Genomic DNA, 16,870 nt, shown 5'->3' with positions numbered 1-16,870 from the left:
CCCCGCCGCCTCCCCCCACACCCCGGGGGGGGTTTTTTAAAGCCATCTCAACCCCCCCTGGGGGGGGGCGCCCCCCCCCCCCGCCCCCCCCACCACCGACATCTCCGCTTACGTTCTTCCCGCTGCGAGTCGCCGGACCAACGGTGGCCGTCGTCAAGGGAGATCGGGGGTGTGCACGTGCGGATCGGACTGCTCACGGAGGGTGGCTACCCGTACGCCACCGGTGAATCCGGACTCTGGTGCGAACGGCTCGTACACGGGCTCGGGCAGCACCAGTTCGACCTCTACGCCCTCGGCCCCACCGGCACCCCGCCGCCCCTGCCCCCGAACGCCCGGACCGTCCACACCGGGGACGTGAGCGGCCCCGGCGCCGACGCCACCCCGGGGAGCCGGATCGAGCGGGCCGCCTTCGGCGACGACCGGGCCTCCCGCCGCGCCTACGGACGGCGCGAGCGCCGCCGCTTCACCGAGGCCTTCCGCGCCCTCGCCACCGGCCTCTGCGCCGAACACGACGAGACCTCCTTCGCCACCGGGCTCTACGCCCTCGCCGACCTCGCCCGCGAGCGCGGCGGACTGCCCGGCGCGCTCCGCTCCGACGACGCCGTCCGCGGCCTCGAAGCCGCCTGCCGCGCCCCCGGCGCCCGCCGGACCGCGGCCGCGGCCGGGCTCCCCGACCACCTCGCCTTCGCCGACCGGCTGGAGCGCGCCCTGCGCCCGCTCTCCCTCGACTGGTACGCGGAGGAGGCCCTCGGCGCCGTCGACCTCTGCCACGCCACCGCCGCCGGCACGACCGCCCTCCCCGGCCTCCTGGCCAAACGCTTCTTCGGCACTCCGCTCCTCGTCACCGAGTACGGCGCCCAGCTCCGCGCCCACTACCTCTCGCCCGCCGTCGCCGGACACTCCGCCCCGCTGCGCGCCCTCCTCGCCGCCCTCCACGGCCGCCTCGCCGCCGAGACCTACGGGCAGGCCGCGCTCCTCACCCCCGGCAACGCCCACACCCGCCGCTGGCAGGAGAAGTGCGGCGCCGACCGCGCCCGGATCCGCACCGTCCACCCCGGCCTGCCCGCCGACCGCTTCGCCGAGGTCGGCGAGGACGAGGAGAGCGGCGACCCGGCCACCGTCGTCTGGGTCGGCCGCGCCGAACCCGCCAAGGACCTCGTCGCCCTGCTGCACGCCTTCGCCGACCTCCGGGCCCGGCAGCCCGACGTGCGGCTGCGGATCGTCGCCGTGCCGACCGGCGACCCCGCCGCCGACGCGTACCTCGCGCACTGCAAGGGCTTCGCCGCCCAGCTCTTCCCCGACGAGGCCGCGGGGGCGCACGCCGTCGGCGAGAACCCCGTCACCTTCGAGGAGCTCGGCGGACCCGAGGCGCCCACCCTGGAGGACACCTACGCCTCCGCCGCCGTCGTCGTCCTCTCCAGCGTCGTCGAGGGCTTCCCGACCAGCCTCGTCGAGGCGATGTTCTGCGCCCGCGCCACCGTGTCGACCGACGTCGGCGCGGTCGTCGAGGTCATCGGCGGCACCGGCCTCGTCGTCCCGCCGCGCAACCCGCGCGCGCTCGCCGACGCGTGCCTCGCGCTCCTCCGGGACCCCGAGCGCCGCCACCGGCTGGGCGCCGCGGCCCGCGCCCGCGCGCTGGAGCTCTTCACCGTCGAACAGAACCTCGCCGCGTTCCGCGGTATCTACCTGGAGCTTCTCTCCCACGCGCCGGTGCGCCACCGCCCCGGGGACGGCGTGCCCTTCGCCCACCCGGCCGAGGCCCACGTGCCGGGCAGCTGGACGCACCAGGCCGTGACCGCGGGCACAGGAGCCCCCGATGCCTGAAGGAGGCACCCCCATGCGCGGCACCGCCGCCCCCACGAGTCCCGGAGCCTGGGACGCCCGCTCCGAAGCCCTCCTCGGCGCCCCGGCCCTGACCCCGGCCGACGCGGGCACCCTCGACCTCCGCGCCCCCGAGGACCCGCTGGACGCCCTGGACGCCGCACCGTCCGGGATAGCCCCGGCCCCCGAGGCCCCACCGGCCGACCGACCGTCCGACCCGCCGGCCGACCGTCCGGCCGACGAGGACGTCGACCCGTCGGCCTCCGAGGACGTCGACCCGCCCGCGTACGAGGACGCCGACCCGCCCGCGTACGAGGACGCCGACCCGCTCGCGTACGGAGGCCTCGACCGCCCCGACGCCCCGGAGCGCGGTCTCGCCTGGAGGGCGACGGCCGCGGACGAGCCCGTCTCCGCGGAGGGGCCGACCCCGGCAGCCGGACCCGGAGCCGCGGCCTTCGCGCCGACCGAGGCCTCCGTACCGGCCGAAGCCCCTGAGCGGACCGCGGCCGACGGGCCGGGTGCGCCGGCGCCCGCCCCCTCGGCCTCCACGCCCCGGCCTCGGCGCGGCACCGCCGACCCCGTCAAGGTGCTCATGCACCGGCACCGCGAGCTGTGCGAGCGCGCCGTCGACCCGCTGGAGATCGCCGCCGGGCTCGAAGCGCAGGGGTTCACCGACCGGACCGCCGCCCGCTTCCGGCACCGGGACGTCTTCGCGCTCGCCGAGGAGCTCTACGTCCGCGTGCCCCGCGGCACCGCGACGCCCCCGGCACCGGTCCCGGGCGAGCGGGTCCGCGCCCCCTGGGTGCTCGCCACCCTCGCGCCCGGCGCCGCCGCCGCGCTCGCCGGACTCGGCCTCACCCTCACCCAGGGGTCCGCCCGCCTCGCCGTCGGCGCCGCCGGAGCCCTCGCGCTCACCGGGGCGCTCCTCCTCGCCGTCCGGCGCGGACCGCTCCGCGCCCCCGGCGGCCGGACCGTGCCCGCCGCCCGCCTCTGGACCCTCTGGCTCCTCGCGTACGCCGTCGCCGGCGACGGCCTCCTGACCCAGGTCCTCACGGGCGGCCCCGACGGGCCCTGGGCGCTCGCCCCCGGCCCCCTCCTGGCCCTCGCCCTCGCCGTCGCCCCCGCCGCCTGGGGCGCCCACCTCTTCGCGAGCCGGGCCCGCCGCCGGATCGCCGACAGCCGGGGACTCGCGGACTTCGCCGCCGGAGCCCGGCCCCTGCTCCTCGGCACCGTGACGCTCCAGCTCCTCGCCCTCACCGTCCTCCTGGCCCTCACCGGATTCAGCCCGGGGGCCCTCGCCCTCGGCGCGCTCCTGCTGTCGGCCCGGCTCCTCACCGTGCACGGCTTCCCCGAGACGGCCTCCGCCGCGCTCGCCGCCGCCTGTGCCGCCGAGGTCCTCGCCCTCGCGAGCGTCCTCGCCGCCCGCATCCCCGCCCCCGGCTTCGACGCGCTCGCCGCCCCCGTGCGCTCCCTCGTCGAGGCCGCGGGACCCGGGGCCGTACCCACCCTCGTCTGCGGCGCCGCCGCGCTCGGCCTGCTGGCCCACGCGACCGGCGCCCTCGCCCGGGCCTCGGCCCACGTAACCCCGTGAATCCCCCGCTCACCCGCGGAGCCGACGCCGCGGGCGTGCCCCACCACCTCTCTCATCACCCCGCAAGGAGACCCAAGACCATGACCCCTCACTCCCAAGGACCGGCCGGTCGGCACGTAGGGGCCGCACGATGAGGGTGCTTCTGCTCGGAGCCAACGGCTTCATCGGCCGCTTCGTCGCCGACCGGCTGCTCGCCGACCCGGCCGTCCACCTCACCGCCCTCGGCCGGGGCGACGACGCCGACGTCCGCTTCGACCTCGCCTCCGGCAGCCCGGGCGCGCTGACCCGCTTCCTCGACGCCGTCCACCCCGGGGTCGTCGTCAACTGCGCGGGCGCCACCCGCGGCGGCGCCCGCGAGCTGACCCGGCACAACACCATCGCCGTCGCCACCGTCTGCGAGGCCCTGCGCCGCAGCGGTTGCGGCGCCCGGCTCGTCCAGGTCGGCTGCGCCTCGGAGTACGGGCCGAGCCAGCCCGGCTCCTCCACGGCCGAGGACGCCGTACCCCGCCCCGGCGGCCCGTACGGGGTGTCGAAGCTGGCCGCGACCGAACTCGTCCTCGGCTCGGGCCTCGACGCCGTCGTCCTGCGGGTGTTCTCGCCCGTCGGCCCCGGCACCCCCGCCGGCTCCCCGCTCGGCCGCCTCGCCGAGGCGATGCGCCGCGCGATGCAGGCCGGGGACGGCGAGCTCAAGCTCAGCGGGCTCGGCGTGCAGCGGGACTTCGTCGACGTACGGGACGTGGCCAGGGCCGTCCACGCGGCCTCGCTCTCCGCCGCCCAGGGCGTCGTCAACATCGGCACCGGCCGCGCGGTCCGGCTCCGGGACGCCGCCGCCGTGCTCGCCCGGGTCGCCGGCTACACCGGCAACCTGCACGAGCTGGACGCCCCGCACGGCATGCAACAGCGCCCGATGATCGGCGCCCCCCGCTCCGAGGGGACCATCGCCGACCAGCTGGCCTCCGCCCCCTACCCGTACCCCGACGGCTGCGGCCCCTGGCAGCAGGCCGACGTCAGGACCGCCCGCGACCGGCTCGGCTGGCGCCCCCGGATCAACCTGGAGGAGTCGCTCGCCGACATCTGGATGGAGGCGGCGTGTCGCATCTGACGACGACCGCGGCCACCGGGGCGGTCCAGGCGCTGGGAGTCGGCGTCCCCGGCTACGCCCACCCGCTGCTCGCCCCCGTCGAGTGGGCCGAGCTGACCCGCCCCGGGACCCCGCTGCACTGGGCCGTGCTCAATGTCGCGGACGGCCCGGGGAGCCGTCCCGACCCGCACTGTCTGGAGGCCTCGGGGAAGCTTCGCAACGCGGGGGTCCGGGTCCTCGGGCACCTGGACCTCGCCTACGGCTCCCGGCCCTTCGGGGAGCTGGTCTCGGAGGCCCACCGCTTCCTCGACTGGTACAAGGCGGACGGCTTCTACCTGGACCGCTGCCCCTCGGACCGGGCCGACCTGCCCGGCACGCGGCGGCTCACGGCGACCCTGGAGGCCGTCCTCGGCGGCGAGGCGCACCTCGTACTCGGGCACGGCACCCACCCCCATCCGGGATACGCGGAGACCGCCGACCAGCTGGTCACCTTCTCCGGCGCCTGGTCGGAGTACCGCTGGTCACAGGTGGCGGAGTGGACCGCCGACTACGCGGAGGCGAAGTTCGTCCACCTCGTGCACGGGGTCCCGCGCACACACCTCGACGAGGCGCTGCGGGTCGCCCGCTGGCAGGGGGCCGGGACGATCTTCTTCACCGACCGGACCGGGACGGCGGGACAAAGCACGCCATTCCACTCGCTGCCCGGCTACTGGGACGAAATCGTCTCGCGGATCGGACCGGGTGTCTCGGAATGAGAAGGGGCGTGGCAGTGTTACGGGGAGAACAACCGTACTGACATACCGACAACCGGAGTCCCCGTGTCGCTGCCACCCCTGGTCGAGCCGGCTGCCGAGCTCACCGTAGACGAGGTCCGCAGGTACTCCCGCCACCTGATCATCCCGGACGTCGGGATGGACGGGCAGAAGCGGCTGAAGAACGCCAAGGTGCTGTGTGTCGGCGCCGGTGGCCTCGGCTCGCCGGCGCTGATGTACCTGGCCGCCGCCGGCGTGGGCACGCTCGGCATCGTGGAGTTCGACGAGGTCGACGAGTCGAACCTCCAGCGCCAGATCATCCACAGCCAGGCCGACATCGGCCGGTCCAAGGCCGCGTCGGCCCGCGACAGCGTGCTCGGCATCAACCCGTACGTGAACGTGATCCTCCACGAAGAGCGGCTCGAAGCCGAGAACGTGATGGACATCTTCAGCCAGTACGACCTGATCGTCGACGGCACCGACAACTTCGCCACGCGCTACCTGGTGAACGACGCCTGCGTGCTGCTGAACAAGCCGTACGTCTGGGGTTCGATCTACCGCTTCGACGGCCAGGCCTCGGTCTTCTGGTCCGAGTACGGCCCCTGCTACCGCTGCCTCTACCCGGAGCCCCCGCCGCCGGGCATGGTCCCGTCCTGCGCCGAGGGCGGCGTCCTGGGTGTGCTCTGCGCGTCCATCGGCTCCATCCAGGTCACCGAGGCCATCAAGGTCCTCGCCGGTGTGGGCGACCCGCTGGTCGGCCGCCTGATGATCTACGACGCCCTGGAGATGCAGTACCGCCAGGTGAAGGTCCGCAAGGACCCGAACTGCGCGGTCTGCGGCGAGAACCCCACCGTCACCGAGCTCATCGACTACGAGGCCTTCTGCGGCGTCGTGTCCGAGGAGGCCCAGGAGGCGGCGCTCGGCTCGACGATCACTCCCAAGCAGCTCAAGGAGTGGATCGACGACGGCGAGAACATCGACATCATCGATGTCCGGGAGGTCAACGAGTACGAGATCGTCTCGATCCCCGGCGCCCGCCTGATCCCGAAGGGCGAGTTCCTGATGGGCACCGCCCTCCAGGACCTCCCGCAGGACAAGCGCATCGTCCTGCACTGCAAGACGGGTGTCCGCAGCGCCGAGGTCCTCGCGGTGCTCAAGTCGGCGGGCTTCGCGGACGCGGTGCACGTCGGCGGCGGCGTGATCGGCTGGGTCCACCAGATCGAGCCCGAGAAGCCGGTCTACTAGGCCATACCGGAAGGGCCCGGACCTCGTCACGAGGTCCGGGCCCTTCCGTGTGTTCACCCGCAGGTCGTGCCGTACTTCGGGACCGTGCCCTTCAGGAAGTACGCGTCGACCGTCTTCGTCACGCAGGGCGAGGTGCCGTAGGCGCCGTGGCCCTCGCCCTTGTTCGTGACCAGGACGCCGACGCCGTCCCCGAGCTCCTTCGCCATCTTCTCCGCGCCCTCGTACGGGGTCGCCGGGTCGCCGGTCGTGCCGACGACCAGGATCGGAGCCGCGCCCGGGGCACTCGCCTCCGGCGTCGCCCGCTCGCCCTTCACCGGCCATTCCGCGCACCAGCCGGCCGTGTCCCAGGCGAGGAACGCCCCGAAGACGGGGGACAGCCCGCGGAACTCGGGGATCAGCGCCTTCGCCTGCGCGGCGGTCGGCCGCTCGCTGGAGTCGGCGCAGGAGATCGCCCGCTGGGAGTGCGACTGGGTGGAGTAGTGGCCCTTCGCGTCCCGGTCGTTGTAGTAGTCGGCGAGTTCGAGCAGGGTGCCGCCGCGGCCCTGCTCGGCATCGGCCAGGGCCTGGGTGAGCAGCGGCCAGTTGGACTGCCCGTACAGGGTGACCGCGATGCCCGTGAGCGCGAGGCTCTCGGTCAGCCGGCGGTCGCCGACGGTCAGCGGCTCGCGGTCCAGCTTCCGCAGCAGGCGCGTGATCCGCGCCGTCCCCGTCTTCGGGTCCTCGCCGGTGCTCTTCAGGTAGTTGTCCAGGGCGCGCTGGAAGCCGATCGTCTGGTGGCGGGCGTGCCCGGCGGTGTCGGCGGTCGGGTCGACGACCGCGTCGAGGACGAGCCGGCCGACGTTCGCCGGGAAGAGGTGGGCGTACGTGCCGCCGAGCTGCGTCCCGTACGAGATGCCGAAGTAGTGGAGCTTGTCGTCCCCGAGGACCTGCCGGACCAGGTCCAGGTCGCGGGCGGTGGCGGTGGTCGTGGTGTAGGGGAGGACGGTGGCCGAGCGGCGGGCGCAGCCGGCGCCGAAGGCGGTGCTGTCCTTCAGGTACGCGGCCTCCTCGGCGGCCGTGTCCGGGGTGAGGTCCACCGAGGCCTCCGCGGCGGCCTGTTCGGCGTCGTCCCGGCAGACCACGCCGGCGCTGCCGCCCACGCCGCGGGGGTCGAAGCCGACCAGGTCGTAGCGCTCGCCGAGCTTCGCGTACTCGGCGGCCGCCTGCGGCAGGATGTCGACGCCCGAGGCGCCGGGGCCGCCGAAGTTGAAGAGGAGCGAGCCGATCCGGCCGCCCTTGTCGGTGGCCTCCTTGCGGATCAGCGCGACGGGGATCATGGCGCCCTCGGGCTTCGCGTGGTCGAGCGGCACCTTCACCGTCGCGCAGCGCCACTCGGGGCCGGGCCGCTGCCCGCTCTCCGGGGCCGCGCAGCGCTTCCAGTCGGGCCGCTGGCCGGTGAGGGAGGCGGGGAGCGGGGCGGCCGCCGACGGCTTGGCGTCGTCGGTGGTCGGCGGCGGGGTGGCGCTCCCGGTGGGGCTGCCGGTGGCGGTGGACGGGGGAGCCGTGGCCCCGGCTCCGCTCCCGCCGCTCGTGCAGCCCGCGACGAGCAGCCCGGTGACGGCGAGCACCGTCATGCGTACACGTATGGACATGTGTTCCCCCAGGATCCCGGCAAGGCGGCCATCCTAGGGGGCGTCACCTGCCGACGCCGCCCGGAGGCGGGTCACTTGCAGACGGTCCCGGAGGCCGGCTGCTTGCCGTTCAGGAGGTACGCGTCCACGGCCTTCTTCACGCACGCGTTGCCGCTGTTGTAGGCGCCGTGGCCCTCGCCCTCGTACGTCACCTCGATGCCGACGCCCTTGCCGAGCGCGTTCACCATCGCGCGCGTGCCCTCGTACGGCGTGGCCGGGTCCCCGGTGGTGCCGACGACCAGGATCGGGGCCGAACCGGGCGCGGAGACGTCCGGGTGGTCCCAGGCGCCCGGCACCGGCCACTGCGAGCAGCTCGCCAGCGCCCAGCCCATGAAGTCGCCGAAGACGGGGGAGGCCTCGCGGAACTGGCCGAGCCGCTCCTTCGCCTGGCCGAGGGTGTAGCGCTCCTTGAAGTCGACGCAGTTGATGGCGGCGTTGGCGGCCTGGATGTTGCTGTAGCTGCCGGTCTCGGAGCGTCCGTTCATCGAGTCGGAGAGCGAGAGGAGCAGGGCGCCGTCGCCGCCGTCGGCCGCGTCGAGCCCCTGCTCCAGGTAGGGCCAGTAGTCCTTGGAGTACAGGGTCTGCGCGATGCCGTTGGTGGCCTGCGTCTGGGTGAGCTCGCGGTCGCCGATGCCCGGGATCGGCTGCTTGTCGAGCGAGGCCAGCAGGTCGGTGATGAAGGACTCGACCTCGGCGACGCTCGAACCGGGCAGGGTGCACTCGTCGCCGCGGTCCACGCAGTCCTGGGCGAAGTTGTCCAGGGCGAGCTGGAAGCCCTTCGCCTGGCCGAGGGCGCCCTCCTCGACCCCCGCGTCGGGGTCGACGACGGCGTCCAGGACGGCCCGGCCGACGTTCTCCGGGAAGAGGTGGGCGTAGACGCCGCCGAGTTCGGTGCCGTACGAGATGCCGAAGTAGTGGAGCTTGTCGTCGCCGAGGACCTGGCGCATCAGGTCCATGTCCCGGGCGGCGTTCTCGGTGCCGACGTGGGGGAGGGCCGCGCCCGCGTCCTGCTCGCACCCGGCCGCGTACTTCTTCTGCGCGTCCGACAGGGTCCGCTCCTCGGCCGCGTCGTCGGGCGTGAAGTCCAGGGCGTAGTACGCGTCGAGCTCCTTGTCGGTGGCGCACTCGACGGGGTCGCTGCGGCCCACCCCGCGCGGGTCGAAGGAGACGAGGTCGTAGCGGGAGCGGAGGGACTCGTACTCGTTGGCGAAGCCCGGCAGGCCGGTGATGCCGGAGCCGCCGGGCCCGCCGAAGTTGAAGAGGAGCGAGCCGATGCGGTTGCCGCTGTCGCGGGCCTTGGCCCGGATGAGGGCCAGCTCGATGGTCTCGCCCTCCGGCTTCGCCCAGTCCAGCGGCGTCTGGAGGAAGGAGCACTCCCAGGCGGTGCCGCCGGGGAGCGGGGAGGGCGCGGCCCCGCCGCCCTCGGCGGCGGACGGCGCCGTGCAGGGGGCCCAGGCCAGCTTCTGCTCCGTCAGCGCCGAGAACCCGGCCGAGCCGGACGGCTTCGTCGTCGCGGCCGTGTCGTCCGCGCCGTCCGAGCACCCGGCGGCGAGCAGCACGGTCGTGGCGGTGATCAGGGCGGCGCGCTGGGCGGCGGAGATCGGCATAGGCCCATGGTGGGCCGCGGCCCGGACCTCCGCGCGGGGCGGAGGTCCGGACGGGTGGCGGGCCTCTTCGCCACAGGCCGCGACGAGGCCCGTGGCTGCGGCCTGCGCTGCGGCCTTCGCTGAGGCCTGCGCTGCGGCCGTCGCTGCGGCCTGCGTTGCGGACTCGGCTACAGCGCTCCGCGTTTCGTCAGCCAGTTGAAGCAGATCCAGCCGGGCAGCACCGGGAGCCACAGGGTCAGCAGGCGGTACAGCAGCACCGCCGGGGTGGCGACCTCGATGGGGAGACCGACGGCGACCAGACCGGCGATGAGCGCGCCCTCGACCGCGCCGACACCGCCCGGGGTCGGCGCCGCCGAACCGAGCGCGTTGCCCGCGAGGAAGACGACGGCCACGCTCGCGTAGCTGACCGTGTGGTTGCCGTGGCCGAAGGCCCGGATCGACGCGTCCAGGCAGAACACGAACGCGCCGGTCAGGAGCAGCATCCCGCTGATGCCGGTCAGCAGCTTCATCGGCCGCTGGAGCACGTCCAGCATGCGCGGCACCACACCGGCGAAGAGCGACCGCAGCCGCGTCGACACGAACTTGCGCATGAACGGGATGGCGGTCACCACCAGGACGATCACCGCGACCGTCAGCAGCCCGGCGATGACCGTCCTCGACGGGCTGAACGACTGCGTCTTCTCCGTCCCCGTCAGATAGCCGAAGAGGAGCAGGAGCAGGATGTGCGCCCCGAGCCCGAAGAGCTGCGAGGCGCCGACGCTCGCCACCGCGAGCCCCGGCCGTACACCGGAGCGCTGGAGGAAGCGGGTGTTCAGGGCGACGCCGCCGACCGCCGCGGGCGCGACGATCTTCACGAACGAGCCGGCGACCTGCGCCACCACCGTCCGCCAGAACCCGACGCGCTCCGGGACGAAGCCCAGCAGGCTCATCGCCGCCGCCAGATAGCTGAGCGCCGAGAACACGAACGCCGCCGCCACCCACCGCCAGTCCGCCTCGCTGACCGTCGACAGCGGCGTACTGGCGATCTGCGACAGCAGGAAGTACGCGGCGACCGCGCCCGCGATCATGCTGACCAGGGTCCGCGGCTTGATCCGCTCCAGGCGGACCGGCTCCACCGGCGCCTGCGGGCGGATCAGCAGCACCTGCTGCCGGATCTGGGCCAGCAGGTCCTCGTCGCGGGCCTCGTCGAGCGCCGTGTCGAGGGCCTTCTTCTCGGCCTTCCGCTCGGCCTTCTTCTCGGCCTTCGTCTCGGACCGTACGACGGTGGTGTCCGCCGTCCTGTCCGCCGCGGCCTCGGCCTTCGCCAGCTCCCGCTCGTGCTTGGCCGCCTCGGAGGCCGCGAGCACGGCCTCGCGCTCGCGCTGCGACCGCTCCCGGGCCAGCCTCCGCAGCGTCGCGCGCGTGGAGCGGCTCAGCGCGATCGGCTGGAGCAGCGGCATGCAGTCGGCGACGCTGTCCGGGCCGAGGACCTCCACGGCCGCCGCGACCGCCCGCTCCGCCCCGACCCGCAGGCCGAGGGTGGTGAGCAGCTGCGCGATGTCCATCCGCAGGATCAGGTCCCCGGCCGCGATCTCGCCGCCCCGCAGGTCGGTCAGGATCACCCTGCCGGAACGATCCACCAGAATCGCGTCGCCCGCGAGCCTGCGGTGGGCGATCCGGCGCGACTGGAGCGCCCGCACCTGCCGCCAGGCACCGCGTACCAGCTCGTCGGTGATCTCCTTGTCGTCGAGCGAGTCCAGGCTCCGGCCGCCGATGTGCTCGTACACGAGCATCACGGCGTCCGGTCCGAGCTCCGAGGTGGCGATCAGCTTCGGCGCGTTCGCCCCGGCGGCGATCGCCGCGTAGGCGAGGAGCGCCTCCTGCTCCAGGGCCTGGCGCAGCGAGACGATCGACCGGCGGGTGGTGATCGTCCGCAGCGTGATCCGCCGCCACATCCGGTAGAAGAAGCCGTGGGCCTGCTGCTCGCGGTCGACGACGGTGACGTCGAGCGGCGCGCCCTCCTCCAGGGTCACGATGTACCGGCGGCCCCGGTCGCCGATGTCCGACGCGTCCGGCACGCCCTCGGCGCGCAGCGCCGTCACGGGGCGGAAGCCGACCCTTCGCAGGCCGGCGAGGAGGGTCTGGCCGGTGGGCCGGACGTTCGGCGAGCCGACGGCGTACAGCGTGCCGTAGGCCACGGTCCAGCCGATCAGCACGGTCAGGATGATCGAGAGCGCCGTGGTGTAGCCGGCCACCAGCATCGTGAACGCGTCGAGCAGCAGCACCGCCCAGAGCGACACCCGCCAGCGGGGCCGGCGGGCCATGCCGACGGCCGTCATGTACGCGATGACCGGGGCGAGGTAGTTGTGCACCGGGTCGGTGAGCCCGCCGCCGGACTGCGGCTGCGTCAGCGCGTCCTGGATCGTGCCGGGCGCCGCCTGGGCGACCCAGAGATCGGTGGCGAGCGTCACGCCGTGCGCGAGGACGGCGGCGAGGACGCCGTCGGCGATGCGCAGCCCGTCCCGTTTGATCAGCCGTTCGATGGCGAAGGCGACCGGGACCAGCAGGACGGCGATGGAGGAGACGAGACCGGCGATCTTGACGAAGACGTCGGGTGCGCCGACGGCCCCCTTGTTGATGTCCTCTTCGAGGCCCGACGTCGTGGCGTGCGCGAAGGCGGCGATGGCGATGACGAGACCGATGGCGAGGAGACCGGCGAGCAGCCGCATCAGGTCGGAGGGCCGGTGGACGCGGGCCGCGAGCAGGGGTTCGTCCCCCGAGACCCGCTCCGGCACGTCGGCCTCACCCTCCTCGGGAGGCTGCGTGTCCTGCCCCATCACCATGTCCGTCTCTGCATGCGCGTCGTGTCGTTCCTGCTGTCGCTGTCGGTCTCGTACGTGCTCGTGGTCCTGCGTTCGTTCTCGTTCTTGTTCTTGTATGTGTCGCTCTTGATCTCGTATCACCAGTCACCGCCCGGACGATGGTGGCATGAAGAGCCGCCGCGCGGAGGCATCAGGGCCATGTCGGTGGGGTGAGGCAGGATGGGGCGGATGAGCCTGGAGGAACCCGTGGGGGAGACCGGAGAACTGCCCGAGTACGCGGAGCGGGTGCTCGACGTCGCCGACGGGATCCCGCCCGGCCGGGTGATGACCTATGGCGACGTGGCCGAATGGCTGGGCGAGGGAGGGCCGCGTCAGGTCGGCCGCGTCATGGCCCTGTACGGCGGGACGGCGCCGTGGTGGCGGGTGGTCCGCGCGGACGGGACGCTGCTTCCCGGGCACGAGCTGCGGGCCCTCGGCCACTACCGCGAGGAGGGCACCCCGCTGCGCGAGGCGGGCCCGGCGGCCGAGGGACACGTCCCGAGGATCGACATGCGACGGGCGCGCTGGGACGGAACTCACATCTGAGCTCCTCGGGGGTGTCCCGGAGCGGACGCGGTACGGAGTACGGCGTCGGATCCGGCACGGAGGGCGGTCCGGAGTACGGCTCGGCGGCGGTCCGATTCGCGTAACGTCGACGTTCGCGTCTTCCGCGGCGACGGCCGCCGCGCACGGCCGCCTCACCCGCACCACCACATCCCCCAGGACCGGCGAACCACGTGAGCTCCTCCTCCACCACCCGGCACACGCCGCACCAGGGACAGCCGTACCCGGGTCCGGGCCGGCAGCGGACCCCGGGCGCGTACCGACTGGTGCGTACCGCGCCGGCCCCGCTGGATCCCCCTCAGCTGGACGCAGCCCAGCGGGAAGTGGTTGACCACACCGGCGGACCCCTTCTCGTCCTCGCCGGACCGGGCACGGGAAAGACGACGACCCTGGTCGAGTCGGTCGCGGCCCGCATGGAGCGGGGCGCCGACCCCGAGCGCCTCCTCGTCCTCACCTTCAGCCGCAAGGCCGCCGTCGAACTCCGCGACCGCATGGCCACCCGCCTCGGCGGCCGCCGCCCGCCGCAGGCGACGACCTTCCACTCGTACTGCTACGCCCTGATCCGCGCCCACCAGGACGCCGAGCTCTTCGCCGAACCGCTGCGGCTGCTCTCGGGACCCGAGCAGGACCTCGCCGTGCGCGAGCTGCTCGCCGGCCAGATCGACCTGGAGAAGGCGGGCCTCGGGCAGGTCGGCTGGCCCGACGAACTGCGCGCCTGCCTCACCACCCGCGGCTTCGCCGACGAGGTGCGCGCGGTCCTCGCGCGCTCGCGCGAGCTGGGCCTCGGCCCGGACGCCCTCGCCCGCTTCGCCGAGCGGGTCGGGCGCCCGGACTGGAAGGCGGCGGCCGGCTTCCTCGCCGAGTACCTCGACGTCCTCGACCTCCAGGGCGTCCTCGACTACACGGAGCTCGTCCACCGGGCCGTCCTGCTCGCCGGGAGCGTCACGCTGCCCGCGTACGACGCGGTGTACGTCGACGAGTACCAGGACACCGACCCGGCACAGGTCCGGCTCCTGCACGCCCTCACGGGCGAATCGACAGGGGCTGCCCGAAGGGCGTCGGTGAGGGGCGGTGGTCGGGCGACGGGCGGGAGCACGGTCGTCGCCTTCGGCGACCCGGACCAGTCCATCTACGCCTTCCGGGGCGCCGACGTGAACGGCATCCTCGACTTCCCGGACGCGTTCGGCGGCGACGACGTGCGGGTCCTGCGCACCTCGCGCCGCGCGGGCGCGGAGCTGCTCGGGGCGACCCGGCTGCTCACCCAGCGGATGCCGCTGACCCGGCTCCCCTCCGACAAGGTCCGGGCACACCGGGAGCTCGCGGCGGCACGGGACGGCGGCCGGGCGGAGGCGTACACGTACCCCACGGCCTCGGCGGAGGCGGAGAACATCGCCGACCTGCTGCGCCGGGCGCACCTGGAGGACGGCGTCCCCTGGCAGGACATGGCCGTCCTCACCCGCGCCGCCGCCTCCCTCCCGTCCCTGCGCCGCGCCCTCACGTCGGCGGGCGTCCCGGTCGAAACGGACGCCGCGGACACCCCCCTCCGCCACGAACCGGCGGTCGCCCCCCTGCTCCTCGCACTCCGAGCGGTGGCCAAACCGTCAGGCCCGCCGGCGGCGCACCCGATGGACGACACGACGGCCGGGCTCGGGCCCGAGGTCGAGCCCGAGGCAGAGGTCGAGGTCGAGGTCGAGCCCGAGGTCGAGCCCGAGGCAGAGGCAGAGGCAGCGCCCGAGCCCGCGCCTGCGCCCGAGGCCTCGCCCTCCGACACCGCTCCGGCGCAGCCGGACACCGCCGGCTGGCTCACCGTCGAGACCGCGCTCGAACTCCTCGCCTCCCCCCTCGCCGGCGTCGACCCCGCCGACCTGCGCCGGCTCGGCCGCGCCCTGCGCGACGAGGAGCGGGCCGGCGGCAACAAGGTCCCGCCCCCCTCCGACGTCCTGCTCGCCCGCGCGCTCGCCGAGCCCGAGCGGCTCGTCGCCCACGACCCCTCGTACGCCCGCGGCGCCCGCCGCCTCGGCGAGCTCCTCCGCGAGACCCGCACCCTCCTCGCCGCCGGCGGCACCGCCGAGGAGGCCCTCTGGGTGCTCTGGAACGGCACCCCCTGGCCCGGGCGCCTGGAGCGCTCCGCCCTGCGCGGCGGCCCCGCCGGGCGGAACGCCGACCGGGACCTCGACGCCGTCTGCGCCCTGTTCGAGACCGCCGCCCGCGCCGAGGAGCGCGTCGGCGGCCGCGGTGTCCTCAACTTCCTCGAAGAGCTCGACGCCCAGGACATCGCCGCCGACACCCTCACCCGACGCCACACCCGCCCCGACGCCGTCCGCCTGATGACCGCCCACCGTTCCAAGGGCCTCGAATGGCGTTTCGTCGTCGTCGCCGGCGTCCAGGAGGGCCTCTGGCCGGACCTGCGCCGCCGCGGCTCCCTCCTCGAAGCCGACCGGATCGGCCGCGACGGCCTCGCCGAGCCGCTCACCCCGGGCGCCCTCCTCGCCGAGGAGCGCCGCCTGTTCTACGTCGCCGCCACCCGCGCCCGCGACCGCCTCGTCGTCACCGCCGTGAAGGCTCCGGCGGAGGACGGCGACCAGCCCTCCCGTTTCCTCACCGAGTTCGGTGTCGAGCCGAAGGAGGTGCCGGGCCGCCCGCGCCGCCCCCTCGCCGTCTCCGCCCTGGTCGCCGAGCTCCGGGCGACGACCGTCGACCCGGCCGCCTCGCCCGCGCTCCGCGACGCCGCCGCCCACCGCCTCGCCTCCCTCGCCGCGCTCACCGACGAGGACGGCCAGGCGCTGGTGCCCGCCGCGCACCCGGACCGCTGGTGGGGCCTGTTCGAGCCGACGCACAGCGCGGTGCCGCTGCGCGACCGCGACCAGCCCGTCTCCCTCTCGCCGAGCGCCCTGGAGAACCTCGCCACGACCTGCTCCCTCCAGTGGTTCCTGGGCCGCGAGGTCAAGGCCGCGGCCCCGGCCACCGCCGCCCAGGGCTTCGGGAACGTCGTGCACGTCCTCGCCGACGAGGTCGCCTCCGGCCGCACCCCGGCCGACCTCGACGTCCTCATGGCCCGCCTGGACTCCGTCTGGGACGCCCTCGCCTTCGACGCCCCCTGGAAGTCGGCCCAGGAGAAGGCGCACGCGCGCGTGGCGCTCGAACGCTTCCTCCAGTGGCACGTCATGGACCGCGGCGGCCGTACCCCCGCCGCCTCCGAGCACGGCTTCGACGTGACCCTGGAGGCGGGGGAGTACGAGGTCCGCATCCGCGGCTCCATGGACCGCGTCGAGACCGACGAGCAGGGCCGCGCCTACGTCGTCGACTTCAAGACCGGCAAGTCGGCCCCCACTCGGGACGAGGTCGCCCACCACCCGCAGCTGGCCGTCTACCAGCTCGCGGTGCGGGAGGGCGCTCTCGACGAGGTCTTCGACGGGCACCGGCCGGAGCCGGGCGGCGCCGAGCTCGTACAGCTGCGGCAGGCCGCCCCGAAGAAGGAGGGCGGGGACGCGCTTCCGAAGGTCCAGGCCCAGGGACCGCCGGACGGGGAGTGGGTCGGCGACCTGCTCGCCACCGCCGCCGGCCGTGTCCTCGACGAGCGCTTCGCCCCCACCACCGGCCAGCACTGCGCGAACTGCGCCTTCCGTGCCTCGTGCAGCGCCCAGCCGGAGGGCCGCCAGATCGTCGAATGACCCTCCCCGTACCCGCCCCGGCCGGGCC

The 16,870-nt window shown here is 74.6% G+C and carries 10 protein-coding genes; 7 read left to right on the top strand and 3 right to left on the bottom strand.

Features of this window, described 5'->3' with window-relative positions:
* Nucleotides 1–177: 177 nt before the first annotated feature.
* The 5 genes from ACFC0G_RS10865 (at nucleotide 178) to moeZ (ending at nucleotide 6,490) form a co-directional block, all read left to right on the top strand.
* Nucleotides 178–1,824, top strand: coding sequence for a glycosyltransferase (locus ACFC0G_RS10865; RefSeq protein WP_376400540.1), 1,647 nt, complete (start codon nucleotides 178–180; stop codon nucleotides 1,822–1,824).
* Nucleotides 1,825–1,837: 13 nt separating this feature from the next.
* Nucleotides 1,838–3,412: a hypothetical protein gene (locus ACFC0G_RS10860; protein ID WP_376400470.1), complete on the top strand. Its 1,575-nt coding sequence runs from the start codon at nucleotides 1,838–1,840 to the stop codon at nucleotides 3,410–3,412.
* A 130-nt stretch (nucleotides 3,413–3,542) separates the two neighbouring features.
* A complete protein-coding gene (locus ACFC0G_RS10855) occupies nucleotides 3,543–4,514 on the top strand; it encodes an NAD-dependent epimerase/dehydratase family protein (RefSeq protein ID WP_376400467.1) in 972 nt (323 codons plus the stop codon).
* Entirely contained in the window at nucleotides 4,502–5,248 is a 747-nt protein-coding gene (locus ACFC0G_RS10850) for a spherulation-specific family 4 protein (RefSeq protein ID WP_376400464.1), read from the top strand. Before ACFC0G_RS10855 ends, ACFC0G_RS10850 begins: the two co-directional genes overlap by 13 nt.
* Before the next feature lie 63 nt (nucleotides 5,249–5,311).
* Entirely contained in the window at nucleotides 5,312–6,490 is a 1,179-nt protein-coding gene (moeZ, locus tag ACFC0G_RS10845) for an adenylyltransferase/sulfurtransferase MoeZ (RefSeq protein ID WP_376400461.1), read from the top strand.
* Between the two features lie 53 nt (nucleotides 6,491–6,543).
* Here moeZ and ACFC0G_RS10840 read toward each other — a convergent pair whose 3' ends face one another.
* The 3 genes from ACFC0G_RS10840 to ACFC0G_RS10830 all read right to left on the bottom strand — a co-directional run bounded on the left by ACFC0G_RS10840 (nucleotide 6,544) and on the right by ACFC0G_RS10830 (nucleotide 12,589).
* Entirely contained in the window at nucleotides 6,544–8,121 is a 1,578-nt protein-coding gene (locus ACFC0G_RS10840) for an alpha/beta hydrolase (protein WP_376400458.1), read from the bottom strand.
* Nucleotides 8,122–8,192: 71 nt separating this feature from the next.
* The gene (locus tag ACFC0G_RS10835) at nucleotides 8,193–9,767 is read right to left on the bottom strand and encodes an alpha/beta hydrolase (RefSeq protein ID WP_376400455.1); all 1,575 of its coding nucleotides are present in this window, start codon (nucleotides 9,765–9,767) and stop codon (nucleotides 8,193–8,195) included.
* 167 nt (nucleotides 9,768–9,934) lie between these two features.
* Nucleotides 9,935–12,589 carry a flippase-like domain-containing protein gene (locus ACFC0G_RS10830; protein ID WP_376400452.1) on the bottom strand — a complete coding sequence of 885 codons (2,655 nt, stop codon included), beginning with the start codon at nucleotides 12,587–12,589 and terminating at the stop codon, nucleotides 9,935–9,937.
* Nucleotides 12,590–12,787: 198 nt separating this feature from the next.
* Here ACFC0G_RS10830 and ACFC0G_RS10825 point away from each other — a divergent pair, with 198 nt between their 5' ends.
* Nucleotides 12,788–13,153: an MGMT family protein gene (locus ACFC0G_RS10825; protein WP_376400449.1), complete on the top strand. Its 366-nt coding sequence runs from the start codon at nucleotides 12,788–12,790 to the stop codon at nucleotides 13,151–13,153.
* A gap of 191 nt (nucleotides 13,154–13,344) precedes the next feature.
* Nucleotides 13,345–16,842, top strand: coding sequence for an ATP-dependent helicase (locus ACFC0G_RS10820; RefSeq protein ID WP_376400446.1), 3,498 nt, complete (start codon nucleotides 13,345–13,347; stop codon nucleotides 16,840–16,842).
* Nucleotides 16,843–16,870 lie beyond the last annotated feature (28 nt).

The organism is Streptomyces sp. NPDC056169, assembly GCF_042268445.1.
GTDB lineage: Bacteria > Actinomycetota > Actinomycetes > Streptomycetales > Streptomycetaceae > Streptomyces.
The sequence above is the reverse complement of the archived record's forward strand: the minus strand, read 5'-3'. Positions and strand labels throughout refer to the sequence as shown.